This window comes from Paenibacillus sp. FSL K6-2859, from assembly GCF_038008265.1.
GTDB lineage: Bacteria > Bacillota > Bacilli > Paenibacillales > Paenibacillaceae > Paenibacillus_AQ > Paenibacillus_AQ nitricinens.
Window position 1 is genome coordinate 5,861,488 of sequence record NZ_JBBOYU010000001.1, and the last position, 15,992, is coordinate 5,877,479.

Annotated in this window: 11 protein-coding genes; 2 read left to right on the forward strand and 9 right to left on the reverse strand. The window is 45.3% G+C overall.

Going from position 1 to position 15,992, the window contains the following annotated elements; genetic code table 11:
- Positions 1-22 precede the first annotated feature (22 nt).
- The 8 genes from MHB64_RS26130 to MHB64_RS26165 form a co-directional block, all read right to left on the reverse strand.
- Positions 23-754, reverse strand: coding sequence for a glycosyltransferase (locus tag MHB64_RS26130; RefSeq protein WP_094873928.1), 732 nt, complete (start codon positions 752-754; stop codon positions 23-25).
- Positions 751-1,953 carry a hypothetical protein gene (locus MHB64_RS26135; protein WP_341135699.1) on the reverse strand — a complete coding sequence of 401 codons (1,203 nt, stop codon included), beginning with the start codon at positions 1,951-1,953 and terminating at the stop codon, positions 751-753. The genes MHB64_RS26130 and MHB64_RS26135 overlap by 4 nt, the downstream gene beginning before the upstream one ends.
- Positions 1,950-3,404, reverse strand: a complete 1,455-nt coding sequence (locus MHB64_RS26140) for a hypothetical protein (RefSeq protein ID WP_341135700.1) — start codon at positions 3,402-3,404, stop codon at positions 1,950-1,952. Before MHB64_RS26140 ends, MHB64_RS26135 begins: the two co-directional genes overlap by 4 nt.
- Before the next feature lie 69 nt (positions 3,405-3,473).
- Positions 3,474-4,556, reverse strand: a complete 1,083-nt coding sequence (yunB, locus tag MHB64_RS26145) for a sporulation protein YunB (RefSeq protein WP_373455851.1) — start codon at positions 4,554-4,556, stop codon at positions 3,474-3,476.
- 145 nt (positions 4,557-4,701) lie between these two features.
- On the reverse strand, positions 4,702-5,313 hold the full coding sequence (locus tag MHB64_RS26150; RefSeq protein WP_094873936.1) for a TVP38/TMEM64 family protein: 612 nt from the start codon (positions 5,311-5,313) through the stop codon (positions 4,702-4,704).
- A gap of 264 nt (positions 5,314-5,577) precedes the next feature.
- A complete protein-coding gene (locus tag MHB64_RS26155) occupies positions 5,578-6,447 on the reverse strand; it encodes a glycine betaine ABC transporter substrate-binding protein (RefSeq protein WP_094873938.1) in 870 nt (289 codons plus the stop codon).
- Positions 6,448-6,461: 14 nt separating this feature from the next.
- Positions 6,462-7,295, reverse strand: coding sequence for an ABC transporter permease (locus MHB64_RS26160; protein WP_042191673.1), 834 nt, complete (start codon positions 7,293-7,295; stop codon positions 6,462-6,464).
- A complete protein-coding gene (locus MHB64_RS26165) occupies positions 7,295-8,491 on the reverse strand; it encodes a quaternary amine ABC transporter ATP-binding protein (protein WP_042191675.1) in 1,197 nt (398 codons plus the stop codon). Before MHB64_RS26165 ends, MHB64_RS26160 begins: the two co-directional genes overlap by 1 nt.
- Before the next feature lie 259 nt (positions 8,492-8,750).
- On the opposite strand from MHB64_RS26165, the gene MHB64_RS26170 reads away from it, so the two are divergent.
- Positions 8,751-9,311: a GbsR/MarR family transcriptional regulator gene (locus MHB64_RS26170; RefSeq protein WP_094878565.1), complete on the forward strand. Its 561-nt coding sequence runs from the start codon at positions 8,751-8,753 to the stop codon at positions 9,309-9,311.
- Positions 9,312-9,372: 61 nt separating this feature from the next.
- On the opposite strand, the gene MHB64_RS26175 is transcribed toward MHB64_RS26170, so the two are convergent.
- Positions 9,373-14,634, reverse strand: coding sequence for a carbohydrate binding domain-containing protein (locus MHB64_RS26175; RefSeq protein ID WP_341135701.1), 5,262 nt, complete (start codon positions 14,632-14,634; stop codon positions 9,373-9,375).
- A 307-nt stretch (positions 14,635-14,941) separates the two neighbouring features.
- Between MHB64_RS26175 and MHB64_RS26180 the strand changes: the two genes are divergently transcribed.
- Positions 14,942-15,958 carry a LacI family DNA-binding transcriptional regulator gene (locus MHB64_RS26180; RefSeq protein ID WP_341135702.1) on the forward strand — a complete coding sequence of 339 codons (1,017 nt, stop codon included), beginning with the start codon at positions 14,942-14,944 and terminating at the stop codon, positions 15,956-15,958.
- Positions 15,959-15,992 lie beyond the last annotated feature (34 nt).

Below are 15,992 nucleotides of genomic sequence, written 5' to 3' on the forward strand. Positions count from 1 at the left end.
CTGGCAGATTCGGATTTCAGAGCTATACTTTCCATTCAATCAAATGGGGCTGCTCATCTAGAATGGACTGGTACTGCTCCAGACTCCCCCAGCGCCCCTCTGGATCAAGCTCCATATAACGCGAATATTTAAGTCGAAGCTCTTCCGGGGAAACTGCCCATCCATAATGCTTCACTCGCAGTTCGGCAAGAAAACCCGGCAATACCGAGTAAGAAAGCGGCAGCCTAGGAACATGATGATCCATTTTCGGGAAGAAATAATGAAAATTCGGCAAGTATCGGACAAGTGTACGAGTATGCTTCGTATGGATATTCCAATGTTCATCTTCACGATAATGGGTGGTGCCACCCCAAAAATCAAATAGCCGGAAGGATACCCAGTCATACACATCCTGATCAATCAGCCGTCTCATCTCCCGTTTAGCTGCCTCTTCATAGAACTCATCAGCGTCTATAGACAGGAGCCAATCCGGATTCGTAGACACCGCTAAATCCCATAACAGCTGCCTTAACTCCCACTCACGATTAAACAAGGAGGTCTCCAGTGTCACAAGCTTCGTAACCTTGGCAAAAGAACGACATAACTGTGCCGTATGATCTGTACTTCCATCATCAACAACTACAATATCATCCACGAACTCACTCAGTTCTTCAAGTACCTGCTCCAGATACCTTCCAGCTTCGTTACGAACCTGCATCATAGCAGTCAAGCGGTTACCTGCTGTTTTGCGGAGAGGCCATTTATGACTACTCATCCCTCCACTCTCCTTTTCAATCGTTTTACAGCCTCTTCTAGATCTGCCATCTCTGATAAAAGCGGCCACGCCTGATTGTCTTGCCCTGCCGCATTCAAGAAGCTGCGCATAGCCTCATGTCGTCTGCCATGTAGCAAGTGTATTGTGCCTTCTATAATCCCATCAACATTCCCCTCCAAATCTTGCTGAAGCTCTAGCGCTTTCTCCCATTGGAAGGTCCGAATATAATTCTGAATCAATAACCTCTTCGCCTCTGAGGTGGTGAGCGAACTCAGAATCCGTATTGCCTCAGCTTCATCCTCATTTAAGCGAAACAGCTCTGCCCGGACAAGTTCGTACTGCCCGGAGTGAAGCCAGCCCTGCAGCCTTTCCGCATCCTGCTTCTCCTCAGCTGTAACTGCCGTAATCGTATATTGTTGAACAGCTGTTTCCAAATCCCCAGTCTTACCCTCTATAGCCGAAAAAAAGCGAAAATGTGAATGAAGGCAATCTAAATATTCATACAGCACCATGAGCTCAAAGGATTGCGCCAGATAGCGGTTTGCTACGGAATCCCCCAACAAGTACAGATAGGAAGCTGCCAAGTAATGCACAACAGGTTGACTGGGCAGCTTAGCACACATGGAAATGTAATAGTCCGCCCGCAACTCAAGCTGTATAGTAACCCAATCGGCAGGTGATCTCGCTGAATCCTGACGCAAGTTCGCCATTGCCTTTCTCCACAGCACCTCATAATCCGTAAGAAAATACAGCCGATCTCCCTGAAAGGTAACTCCATAGGATTCTTGCTGATCCCCGGCGAGATAGAGCGCATCTTCCCTGCGCAAGCTCTGCTCTAGATATATCCGTTCAGATCGGGTGGCTACAAGGTCAGCCTTTGCGCCAAGCAAACTGCTGTATTTATCCCATAACCACTTCTTTTCTTCTTCCGGACAGCGTTCTAGCAGAGCCACTACATAAGCTGCCTGCAAAGAGAGAACCTCTGAGAGCCAATAAGGAGAAGAGACAAGAATCGTGTATTGCTTCATGTTCAAAGAATAAATATCTGCAGCCGCAACTGCCCTAATCTGATTGTTAGTCTGCTGCTCTCTAGTCATTCGTCCAGCAAAGCAGACCCCTTCCCTGTCGGGAAGAAGCTCTAGCAATCTTTTATATTCGTAGTCCTCCCAAGAACCTCCGCTTAGAATTAAATATTTCATGGGTGTGCCTCCTTGGAATCGGACAAATCCCCAATATAGCCTATTACCAGAGAGGCATTAGGGTGCAGCAGCAATTGACGGGAAGTAAACTTCCCATTGCTAATCATCCCAGGTAGGATCCCTCCTTTGTAAGCAACACGTTCAAGAGGTAGAGCGAGCGCTGAATCTCCCCCTGCAAGCAAATGAACCCCAGATTCTTCCATTTCAGCCGATAAATTTACGATCAGATCTGCGGATCCTTGAGTTATGGCCTTCACTACCCGCTCAACATAACGTTTCTCATATTGGATAGAAGTGGACAAATACAGAATGATCTCGCTCTCATATAATGCAGATGCGTTCTTTAACGCCCGTTGCCATACATCCTCACCATGAACTGTTATCATTACATCATGTTCGCTAACCGGTAACTCAAGCGTAGCGTCCACCAAAGTATCTCTAATCCAAATCCAGCGAATATACTTGTAGCTCTGCTGCTCCCGTACAGCTACCCATCGCTCCTTCAGCTCATCACAATCCCAAGCTTCATCACAATAAACTATGGCCGTTACCAACGGAGATGCTAAGGGAATCCTGCCCAATGGTATAACCGGCTGTGGAAATTTTAAGGACTCAGTATAGGGTACTAAAAGTCCTTCGTTCTCTATCCCGCTTTCAAGTGCCCATTTCTTGTAGTAAGTCTGCCAGCCGTCCGTTTGTTTGGATTCGTCCTTCGTTCTAAGGTATTTATCCAGTGACTGAATAGCATGAACATACACAGCTTCACTCAGTGCCAGTTTCACTCCAACCTGACGCGCCCTAAGACACCAGTCAGCTATCATGAGATGCCGTGCTTGAAGCGAGGTGTCAAAGCCGCCAATTCGCTGAACCAATTCCTTAGAGAATAAAAGACAAGATCCGGTTAGCACTTCCACCTCGTGCCATTCGCCTTGATACCGCCCAAGGCTGTAGCTTACATGCTCCGTTAATTCATGATGAGTACCAAAGTGAAGCCGTTTCTTCCCTTCACCCTTTTCGGTAGAAGAACGCGGAGCAATGACTCTTACGGATGCATCATCAACGGATGCCCACATTAACTCGCTTAACCAGCCAGGCGATACCATAATCGAATCTTCAAGCAGAACAGCAAAGGTGGTCTCGATATGGGCCAGAGCTAGGTTGGGCATATACTCCTCCTTCTCATAAGGTAGGAAGAGCACTGGTTCCTCCGGCGAGAACTGTCCTGCTAATACCTCCATGGGGAAGTCGGGAGACATTGAAACAGCAATAATGCGCACAGCCACTCCCGAGTGAAGCAGCAGCAGGGGTAAACAGACCGTAGCACATTCCATACGGCTAAGCTCAACTACAATAGAAATCCCATCTTCACTAGGCAAGGGTAGAAGTCCGGCACGTTCAAGGAAACCGTATCTCCCTGCCAAGCGTTCCATATTCATCGATTCATGTGACATTAGGACTCACGCTCCATTTATTTAAAGCAACTCTACCTATAGTCTATGAGCGGTTAAGCATGATATCCCTTAATTTCCTCCATTTACGCCTTTGCCGCCTTCTTCTGTATGAGCTGCGCCTGTATTTGAAGAATTGGGTGCAGCTGGCGATGAATTGCTATCCTCTTTGCTATTCCCAGTAGTATCCTTGCTCTGATCTGATACTCCATTTTTATCTCCACTTACAGACGGTGCAGGAATAGCAATTCCTGGAGCACTGCTGCCATTAGCACCGACAGGCTGACCCTGATTATCGTAGTAATACATTGGCACGTCTCCGACGACCATCAGATATGACACTGGAATTTCCGTATCCACTACCTGGGGTTCCATGTCAAAAGGAATAACCACCGCTACCTCCGTAACAATATGGATATAGACCTCAACTAAAATCATATTGATTCCGGCATTTTGCTGGCGAGTGCTGAGTTCAACCTTAACAGCACCTTGCGGTTCAATCTTGATCGGAATATCAGGCCCATAAGAGGCGATGAGAGGACTACCTAGTGCCTGACCGAGCGGAATATATTCTGTCTGATTATGCAAATCCTGCAACGTGGTCTGGATTACCTCTGCCGCTTGTGAAGTAATACGCATATGCTCCGCATAGTTCAACATAAAGCCTGATATTTTCCCGTTCTTATCGGTCTTCCAATCAATCAGTTCCTCTGCATTTCCTCCGTTCGCAACTTGTGAAGTAATCGCTTTATTTATCGACTCAGTTGCGATTTGCTTCACACGAATTTGCGCTAAATGCAAAATAGGTGGCTTCATGTGCAGCTCCACGTATCGCAGTGCCTGTAGCACAAGCACAATCAATACTAAGGATGCAATCAGCCAAAATTTACGCCGGCTTCTTGGCTTACGCGTGTTTCCACCGGTAACGTTCATCTTTCTTTCTGCCCTACTCGATGAGCTCATATGACTTCTACTTCGCTTAGCTTCAAAGCGTGCACTCTGTGGTCTAGCCGCTGCCCTACTAGGTTTTGACTTAAACGCGGAGCTTCTTCCAGAGAACCTCGGCGTCCCGCCCCCATTTATTTTTGGCAGCCGAAACTGACCTAGATCAGGTAATCTTAGCCCTCGGTTCCCCCATTTTCTTAATCTCCCCATTGCGATAGTCCCTCCCGCCTTACGTAGAGGTCAAGCCACCTCCACTTAGTTTAAGGTATTCGCAAAGAAGACAAAAAAGAAGAACGTTCCCTCCGGCAGATAATGCCAAAGAAACGTTCTTCATTCATTTGATGATCAATTAGTATTAGTGCATTCTACTCCGTTTATCTTCCTGCAAATGGTCCCAGTGCCGCCGTATAAAGATCCCGATTAGAATAGCGATAAACACGGCATACCAAGTAATATATCCATTCCATTCTTCCCTAGGGACGATTAAGCTTGAGCCGATCGTACCGAATAGCCAAATGTAAGACAGATTCCCAAGCACGGTCCCCCAAACAAAGGATGAGGCTTTTATCGGTGAAACAGCGGACATAAAGTTGATTACATTGTTCGGAATAATAGGAATCGTACGTAGAAGTACCAACGTCCAGATTCCATATCGATCCAAGTAACGCTGCCATTTGTCATACCTTTTCAGCTTGGACCTCCATTTTCGATCAAACCAATTGTAAAGGTAACGTCGAATGAGGAAGTACATCAGTATTCCACCCAGATTACAAGCGAGCCAACTGATTATCATACCTCCAATAACGTTAAATACAGACACATGGAGTACAATCAAAATTACGAACGGAAAAAATCCTAATATACTCTGCAATAGCGCCAATGGAATCGTCACAAATAAAATAGAGGGTCCACTAAGGCCAAGCGTTTGCAGCAGCCAATCTATCCAGGTATTTATGGTCTCTGTCATGAAGCAGTCTCCTCTCTTGACTCCTTGCAGCAGCTGCCTCCTGATTTACTTCGCTAAAGCATAAGTGTGAGCATTAAAATATAAGCAAAGTATAGATATCCCTTTTATTACTTTGCTTATATTCTCAAGAAAAACACCCCTTCCGGGGTGTTTTATTGAATGAGTTTGCTTATGAAGTGCATTTGTAAAGAACAGTGGTTAGCGTACAAGTTACACTTTTGTAATCCATTGATTCTTCACATCATACCACAGAATTCTATCTACTTACAATTCTACACCTTGAATCCACGCATTCACTTTATCGGGGTTGTTTTCTACCCAAGTTTTAGCAGCTTCTTCTGGTGATTTCCCACCTTGAACCTCAACCATTACTTTCGCCATATCTTCTGCTGTCCACTCAAATTGATCCAAGAACTTATAGACATTCGGCATGTCTTCTTTCAGACCTTGACGAACCATCGTATGGATTTGCTCATCCGCACCATATACACCTTTTGGATCTTCCAGATATTTCAGGTCCATATTGGCGAACATCCAGTGTGGTGTCCAACCCGTAACAACGATAGGCTCGTTGTTGTCATAGGCTTTTTGCAGCTCTTGAGCCATCGCTGCTGATGAACTTTCAAGAAGGGTATAATCAGTAAGGCCATATTCAGCTATAGCCTTTTCTGTTGTTGTCATAATACCAGCACCCGGCTCAATCCCGATAATTCGATTGTTCAATTTACCAGCTAGGTCACTGTTTTTCAAATCTTCAATAGAATTAATATCCATGTACGCAGGAACCGCTAAACCAACCTTGGTTCCGTTCAGATTTGGACCCAAATCTTCCATTTTCGCACCATACTTTTCTAAATAAGCAGCATGCGTGCTTGGCAGCCAGGCTGCAACCATTCCATCTGCACTACCGTCAGCAACTCCTGCCCACATTGGACCTGCATCTACCTGCAGCATTTCAACAGTAGCTCCAAGCTTAGTTTCAAGTACTTCCTTTACTACATAAGTACTCGCAATTTCCGAATCCCATGCTACATAAGCCAGTTTTACTTTCTCGTTGCTTGAGGATGAACATCCAGCAATCACAGTAATCATCATAATCACTAACAGGAATAACCCTATATTTTTTTTCTTCATTCTATTTTAAACCCCTATCTCTGTTTTGGTTTTAGTGCGTTCTGCGTTAAACGGTCGAGTAGAATAGCTATAATAACAATAGCGATCCCCGCCTCGAACCCATCTCCTGTCTTAGCCTGCGATACCGCACGGTATACATAGGCTCCTACACCTTGCGCACCAATCATAGATGAGATGACAACCATCGAGAGTGATAACATAATCGTCTGATTGACGCCTGCCATAATCGTTGGCAGTGCGATCGGCAGCTGCAATTTAACCAGCTTCTGAGTTGGTGTTGAACCAAAAGCATCGGCTGCTTCCACTAACTCCTCTGAAACTTGACGAATACCGAGATTGGTCAAACGAATTGTCGGTGGAATCGCAAAGATGATCGATGCAATTACACCTGGAACTACACCAAGTGAGAAAAAAGATACCGCTGGCAATAAATACACAAATGCCGGCATCGTCTGCATAAAATCCAAAATAGGCGTAACTGTATTTCTAACCGCATTTCTCTGCGCACACAAAATGCCAATCGGTACGCCGATTACCACAGCCAGTATCGAGGCAGTTAGAACAAGGGCTAAAGATTGCATCGAAGGTCCCCATAATCCGAGATTATCGATTAAGAGCAGTCCGATTACCGCAAATAAAGCCATGCGCCATTTCCCAATCCAATAAGATAAAGCTGCAATTAGTACGATAAGCACTAATGCAGGCAGGAAGGTCAGCGCACCTTCAATTGCAGAAACCATCCCACCGATTATCGTAGCGATAAAGTCAAACAAGGGGCCACAATACGTAGTTAGCCAGTTTTCCAACCACTCGAGGGCCTTTCCTAAAGGCAGTTTTGGAATGTCCATTAAGATCCTTCTCCTTCCGGTACCGCGTTACCCGCGAGTGCGGAAAGAACGGCTCCCTTAATCACAATACCCTTTAATTTATCCGCTTCATCTACGACGGCTACAGGCAAATGTGTCTCAGATATTAGTTCAAAGAAATCATTGAGCAGCGTTTCTGGATATACACGAGGGATCTCCCGCCGTGTAACCTCTAGGATGGATTTATTATCCTTTAGTGCCTGTGCTGCGTCCTCAGCTGTAATAACACCCAAGAGCTTGTTTTCTTTGTCTACCACATACAGGCTGAATATACCGCTGTCGCGCATCAGTTGAAGTGCTACACGTGGTCCGCGCTCAGGTCTAACCGTTTCCGGTTGCCGCATCACATGAGCTGCAGTTAGCACCTTGGACAAGTCCACATCCTCCACGAAACGCTCTACATATTTATTGGCAGGTTGAATGAGAATCTCCTCCGGTGTACCAATCTGCACGATAACACCGTCTTTCATCAGTGCAATCCGATCACCAATCCGCAGGGCTTCGTCTAGATCATGAGTGATGAACACAATCGTCTTCTTCACTCTGGACTGCAATTCCAGCAGCTCCTGCTGCATGTCTTTACGGATCAGCGGATCCAGTGCACTAAAGGCTTCGTCCATGAGCAGGATATCAGGGTCATTAGCAAGTCCTCTTGCTAATCCTACACGCTGCTGCATCCCTCCGCTGAGTTGATCCGGTCGATGATTCTCCCAGCCCTTTAAACCAACGAGATGCAATGCTTCCATGGCCCGTTCAGTTCTCTTCTTTTTATCTACGCCCTGAACCTCAAGTCCGTATTCCGCATTCTCCAATACCGTCCGGTGTGGAAACAATGCGAACTTCTGGAACACCATGCCGATGTTCTTGCGCCGAAATTGCCGAAGCTCCTCCGGATTCATTTTAACGACGTCTTTTCCTTTAAAAAGGACTTGTCCCCCTGTAGGCTCAATCAAACGGTTCAACAAACGAACCAACGTTGACTTACCGCTGCCGGACAATCCCATAATGACGAATATTTCTCCTTCTTCAATGCTGAATTCGGCTTTGTTGACTCCGACCGTCAACTTTAATTCCTGAGCGATCTTTTCCTTCGACCACCCTTGCTCTAATAATGGAATCGCCTTTCCCGCATCATGACCGAATACTTTGGTTAGCTTTTTCACCTCTATAATAGCCATGCCGTCCTCCTTCTCCCGAAAATATATCCGGGTTTAGTTCACTTATAGTAGTGTACCGGACTATTGAAAATTCATGCAAACACCATATACGGATAAAATTTAATGTACAGTTTTAACTTTACGTACTTTATGTATAGAATACTCTGTTTTACACCAAATTCCTTTCTTCATGATTTCTTTACTTATGGAGGGGGATTTGATTACAATACATTGTATAAGGTTGCAGCAGTCTATCGACCTATTCCTCAGGAGGGACATCATGAACGATTTAGAAGGGTTAACACCCGAACAAATAGAGAAGATTAGTAAGGCCCGTGAACGCGTGATAGACTCTATCGGTAAAAATATGGATCTATACGGCATCACTTTATCCATTGGGCATTTATACGGTTATATGTATTTCAATCAAGGTCCAGTGACATTGGACGAACTTAGCAAAACAATGGGAATGAGCAAAACGTCCATGAGTACGGGAGTCCGTACCCTCCTAGATCTGAAAATGATCGATAAAGTTTGGGGGAGAGGGACTCGCAAAGACCTGTTCACCACTGTACCTGACTGGCATCAGAACTTCAGTGATTACTTCTCTATTAAATGGAGAAAAGCCGTCGAAGGAAATATGATTTCACTAGCGAAATCACTTGCAGAAATTAACGATATGAAAAAAGAATTTAGTGACGATAGTAAACTTATGCAGCTCTTAAATACAGATGAAGAGAAGATTACCGAATCCATTAATTACTACCGCTGGTTGCTAAAACTAATAGAATCTTTTGAGAATGGTAAGATCTTCGAATTTATCCCTAAAGAAGAATCTTAATTCCAAGCCAAAAAAAACGACAGTGCTCCTGTAAAAAGGAAAACACTGCCGTTTTTTTCGTTTAACTTTCGATTAAGCTTACATCATCCAAATAAATCGTGCTGCCCGCACCAATTTCACTATTCGTCTCCGTACTGTTCCCATCAATAAGCCCTAGTAAAAATACCAGATGAACCCCTGCGTCTGTCGCACCGTTCATGGTAAATGTGTAGCTGAATTCTTTCATGTTCTGGGTCAAGGCTATAAGCTCAGCCTCCATATATTTGGTGTAGTCCCCGCCTTTATGCTCCACAGCTACCTGAATATTACGGTTTACCGTAGAACGGGCCTTAAACTTCAAGGTGTACGTCTTTCCCTGAATAAGCTTCAGGTTTTCGTAATCCACTTGTGCGCTGTAGGCAGCTTGCCCTGTGCCCGTCAAGTCTATCGCAAATTCGCCATCTTTTACAGCAGCAGATCCGGTTCCATCAAAATACTGGCTCCACCCTTTTGAATCCACATCAAAGGTTCCATTATCCAGCGTGCCGCTTGGGGGTGTCACTGGCGGACCACCTTGTACTTCCCGGACCACAATATCGTCAAAAGAAATCGTATGTGGCGTACTGTTAGCCGTAGGATCAGTGCCCTGCGATTTGCCAATCAGATAATTCAGCTTCAGCGGATTGCTGTTAGACACCGTAAATTGTGCGCCATACGTTGCCCAATCGGCAGTAATATCAAACTTAGCTTGAGCGGAAGCTGCAGAAGTATTGGAGTATTCCAGGATGATTTGCCGCGGAACCGTTGATTTCGCCTTAAAACTCACCTCATACGTTTTTCCGCCTTCCAGTGGGATACCTTCTTGGTAAAATTGTGTATGCCATGCCTCCCATCCTGCCGACGTAATCAAGATTTCTGCCACGCCCTTCTTCACATCAAATGCTGAAACACCACCTTCTCCAGACCATGTAGACCAACCCGTCTTATCGCTACCAAACGAACCATTGATGACCAGATTGTTATCATTAGCAAGTATTGTCTGAAGCACATATCCGTTTGCGTAATGGTCAGCTTCTACTGTGATGGTATAGCTGCCCTCGGATGGAAATACTGCTGCATCGATTGTGATTTTCCCAGGTTCAATGGTGTATTGTTCAGTTTCAAGTGTTGTACCATTAACCTTCACTGCAACAATTTTCTTTCTCCAATCCTCATGGTCTATGAAGGTTAGCTCAATCGGCTGCGAAACTCTGTTGTTTGAACTATCGCTTATCAATTCCTGAGGTTTTGCTGGTGCATTTTTAATTTCAAATTTCACATTATCGATAATAATATCATGGCTTTGAGGAATACTATTTCCCTCAACCTTTCCAAGCAGGAATTTAAGAGACAGTGTATCTTTACTGCCTTGACGGAATTCGAATTTGTAATGAGTTGTTGCTGGTGTGAGCTCTACAATATTTGTAAATGAAGCCTGATAAGATGCATTTTCAACATTTACTCCGGTTTTCCGGGCTATGGTTGAACTGGCATCAAACTCTAGCACATAATCTATTCCGCTTGCAGCTTTCAAGTTATTTTGAAACAACATCACGGAATAGGGCTGACTACCCGTATTCGTAATGTTAAACTTCGCTGTTCCATCTGTAGCAGTAGCAGTGCTCTGTCCGCCCTGCTCCGTCAACAGCCGATCCCAGGCAAGAAATTCAGCGTTGAATTCACCATTCACCAGCGGATAGTAAACAAGTGATGGATCATAATAAAAGCTCGTGCGCAGCAACTTGAAGTTATCCAAGATGACGGTATCCGCAGCACCATTCAGAATTAATATGAATTGTCCCTCATGATCCGTTGCACCTGCAAGGTTAGTGAAGCTGGCTTTTATTTCTTGTTCACCTTGGGCTAAGTTAACCGATTGCTGCGCATGTACGCTGCCGTCTTTTCCAAGAAGCTGAACTGTGGTTGTACGTGCAGAGGATACTGCAGCATTAAAGGCAAGTTCATAGTCTTGGCCTTGTATAAGCTGAATTCCCTTCTGAAGCAATCGGACTTCGCCACTTTCGCTGCCGCCAATTTTCACATTCAGCTTGCCTTTGTCATCTACTTTAGCCGCGGCCGTTGCACCTTTGGCTGTTTCTACGTGCCAATAGCTCATCCGATTCGGCTCACCAAGATCGAAAGTGCCATTGTACAGATGATTACCGCTACCGAGCGGTGTCTTTATTCCGTCATGGTCAAAAGGAATACGATCTACCTCTTCCAGACGGACATTTCCGAGCCAGACTGGTGAAGCATTAGTACCCATGTTGAACTCTATCCGTGTTGCAATATCAGAGTTTTCTTTCATTTGAAACATCGTTTCGTAATGGGTCATCTCGGAAGTCAGCTCTGCCTTAAGCGCTGGAGAATAAGCGGCAAAGCCCCGTGATTCTCCCCCCGTTAGTTTAACGCTAATATTACGTGATACGTCTGTTTTCGCATCGAAGCTGAGCTTATAGAATCTGCCTTTAGCAACGGATACGATCGCTTGAGGTTGAACGGAATACACATTGCCTCCAGCATTACTGATATTTACCTTTACGAAGTTGTGCCCCCCAATCGGCACAGTGGATACTGTAGCATCGGCTCCTGGTTCTTTAAACAAAACCCAATGTGAAGTATTCGGTATTCCCATTCCATTATCTCCCGGAACCTGCTCCGTGAAGTTGTTGTTATAGACAAGATTGCCATCAGGAAGTGCAAGCTTTGAGCCTTCTAAGTAAGCTTCCTTCTCCAGCGTTACGGGTATCGGCTCACGATACTCACGGCCTGTCAGTTCATAGACTCTGACATAATCAACCTGCATTGACTTTGGAAACACAGTCTCAGGTGTTGGGTCGCCATCGAAGTTGCCGCCAACAGCCAGATTTAACAGCAGGTGGAACTCTTGATTGAATGGTGCTGGATAAGCATTATTCGCAGGCTGGCCATTGCTGATGCTGTACCAGTCATTTTTGGTCAAGAACAGCTCACCATCTACATACCAGCGAATTTCTCCCGGTTCCCACTCAATGGAGTACGTATGGAATTGTTCTATCGTGGAACCTTCCGGGAACACATACTCTTTACCAGAGTACACATTGTTAGGCCACTCGCCGCCGTAATGAATAGTACCCGCTACCGTATTAGGACGGCTGCCCCAGCCCTCCATAATATCAAGCTCACCAGAGGAAGCCCAATTTCCGTACTCGTAGTTCTCGGGCAGCATCCAGATCGCCGGCCAGTACCCTTTTCCGGTAGGTGCTTTAGCTCGAATCTCGAATTTCCCATATTTCTTGCTGAACAGACCTTTTGTCTTAAGTCGCGCAGAAGTGTACTCCTTGCCACTTACTGCTTCTTTATGCGCCGTAATCACTAAATTACCATCTTGTACCTTTGCGTTCTTCTCATCACTTGTATACCATTGCTTCTCGTTGTTACCCCAACCTGGATTGTTAAATTGCGAACCATCTCCAAGGTCATAGGTCCATTTCGTAGGATCAATGGTCCCTTCATTAAATTCATCTCCCCAAACCAGCGTCCATGGATCGGTGGTTGGTGTCGATGTCGGTGTGGCTGTAGACGTTGCTGTTGGTGTCGATGTCGGTGTGGCTGTAGGCGTTGCAGTTGGTGTCGATGTCGGTGTGGCTGTAGGCGTTGCCGTTGGTGTCGATGTCGGTGTGGTTGTAGGCGTTGCCGTTGGTGTTGGCGTCGGTGTGGCTGTAGGCGTTGCCGTTGGTGTCGATGTCGGTGTGGCTGTAGGCGTTGCCGTTGGTGTCGATGTCGGTGTGGCTGTAGACGTTGCCGTTGGTGTCGATGTCGGTGTGGCTGTAGGCGTTGCCGTTGGTGTCGATGTCGCCGTTGGCGTTTCGGTAGGTGTAGTAGTTGCTGTAGCTGTTGCTTCAGGTGTTTCGGTTGGCGTCACTGTTGGACCTACATTACCAGAATTGCTTGGAGCAGAAGTTGCTACTGGTAATGTCGTTTTCCCAGTGTTTCCTTTTTGTACTGGTGAGCCGCCAATCGTTACTCCATCGGCTTTGTTATCTATTGAGGTTACGCTTCCGCTGCCTTGAATCACTGTGCCTCCGGCACTTGCAGTCAGGATTAACGCAGACACATATGCATTATTCTCCAGAGTCAATTGAGTTGGGCTGCCCACCGTAAGACTGGCAATAGTTCCTGAGATTCTTAGCAAAGAGCCGCTGACTACTGAGTCTGCCGAGCGAACCGCTCCAAATATCCCTCGAAGTGAGATATTATGAGGAACGACGTTCATCTCAATATCCCCAAAGCCTGCTCCCGTAAGATCGCTGCTCTCTTCCAAGATAGCCCCGGATTGCAGCTGCACAGTATCCACAGTTGTTGAACCGCTGGCATAAATTCGAACCTTACCGTTAGGTTTGGCTACTTGAAGCGGCCCAATAGAAGCATTGTGTAAGCCAATACTTTGCTCACCGCCACCTCGTACAAACGTAGTCCCTGTTACCTTAACACCTTCAAGCTTCGCATTCCCTTCGGCAATCCCCTCCGTTAAATAAAGATTGCCTTGGATGACAGTATCTTTAAGAACCACATCGGCATGATTAATGATTACATTGCCCTTTACTGTTCCAAGCGAAGTCTCTCCAGATTTTAAGATGAGTCCCGAAACCATTCGATCAGCAAGCTGAGCAAGCTCTGCACGTGTAATTCCGCCCTCAGGCTTAAACAAACCTCCAGGATAACCTTTAATAAAGCCAGCACTCGATAGGGCTGCTATCGCTTTCGCAGTTTCATCACTGATTCCGTTCAAATCAGTGAATCCTGCTGTGCTACTTTTGTCCGTATTGAAACGAAACACTTTCTCCAAGGATAACGCCGCCTCAGCACGCGAGAGTGCATGGGAAGGATAAATATTGTTATTCTTATCACTGCTCAAATATCCAGCTGCAATCCCTTTGGCAATATCACTCTTATACCAGTCTGTAGCCAGCACATCCGCTGGAAGCTTATCCGATTGCTCCTGATAATTAAATATACGATTCATAATTGCCGCGAACTCTGCCTTTGTGACTTCCTTGCCCGGTTGAAACGATCCGTCGTCATATCCACTTATAATCCCATTTGCGCTCCAACGCTGTAATGGACCTGCAGCCCAATGGCTTGGAGATACATCCGTAAACGCTTTCAATACATCGATTGTTTCATTTTCCACTTTCGTTACCGCTGAATCAGGTGAGTTTCCCTTTAATGGCTCTGCCGCTGAAGCATTCATGCTCCCAACCGGTGATAGCAGCCCGGTGACAAGGAGCATAGCAGCTATTGCTGCCGTGAAATTCCTCTTCATCCTAAACATCACTCCTCGAATTTCGTAATATTCGTAATTCAAGCGAAGAATCGAAATCGGTTTCGACAATGTTATTGTTGCTTAGATTTCCATATTTGTAAAGATATAATTTTGAATTTTTTTACATTATTTTTTTCGGAATATATCTCAGGATTAAAATATCCGTTTGACTTGTTTCGGCAATAAGAATAGACTTAAAATAACTGTTTTACTCTTCACTCCATTCAAAAAAACTCATAAATAACCGCTCTACCACAGTCTTTCCCCCATATTCCAACTATTAAGCGGAGGGTGGCTTATATTACATATGAATATCAAAATGATTGCCGAAATGGCAGGCGTTTCTGTCTCGACCGTTTCGAAAATTATGAATAATTACAGCGATGTTTCGGAAAAGACCAAGAAAAGAGTCCTGGAGATCATCGAGCAAACTGGATATTCACCATCCAACTCCGCCAAGACACTTGCAACCAAAAAATCAAATCTGATCGGTGTGATTTTTGCAGGTGAGCTTAATGTAGAATTTACGCACCCTTTTTTCGTCGAGGTATTAAATTCCTTCAAAAAACAAATGGGTGTACTGGGATACGATCTCATCTTCTTTTCAAACGAAAAATTTATTAGCAGCGGAGATTACTTCGCGCGCGCTGTTCATTTTAATGTGGATGGCTGTGTCATTATATCTGGACAGAAGATGGAGCCAACGATCCACGATCTGGACATGAGCAGTATCCCTTGTATCGGGGTAGATCTCGAACTAAAAGGGAAGAAGTCAGGCTTTGTTATGTCAGATAACTTCCAAATATCCTCTAAGGTCGTGGAGCATTTTTACCTCCTTGGTTATAGGGAGCTTGGTTTTATAGGAAGTGCTGCGGATTCAGAAATATCCAATCTACGGGAAGCAGGATATACCAAAGCTATCGAAAGTTTCGGTCTCCCTTTGAACCGGCGTTGGTTTGTACATGGCGACGATTTCTTTGAGTCCAGCGGATATACGGCTATGCAACAATTAATTCAAAGCGGCAGTTTACCAAAGGCCATTTTTGCTGCCTCTGATTTGCTGGCTTTAGGAGCCATCCGTGCATTAAAAGAACATGGCCTCCGTGTCCCTGAGGATATCGCCATCATCGGCTGCGATGACATCGAAGCCTGCAAATATACTACACCAAGACTGTCTACCATCCGTCAGAACAAACAACGACTTGGCATCCTCGCTGCCCATATGCTCTATGACTTGATTAACAATCAGTCAGGTGGCGGTTCTTTTGTTGTGGAGCCAGTACTTGTTGTGCGCGAGTCCTGCGGAAGCCAATTGAAATCTTAGGGTATAACACGAATAAATCCCCTCAAGGTTTACA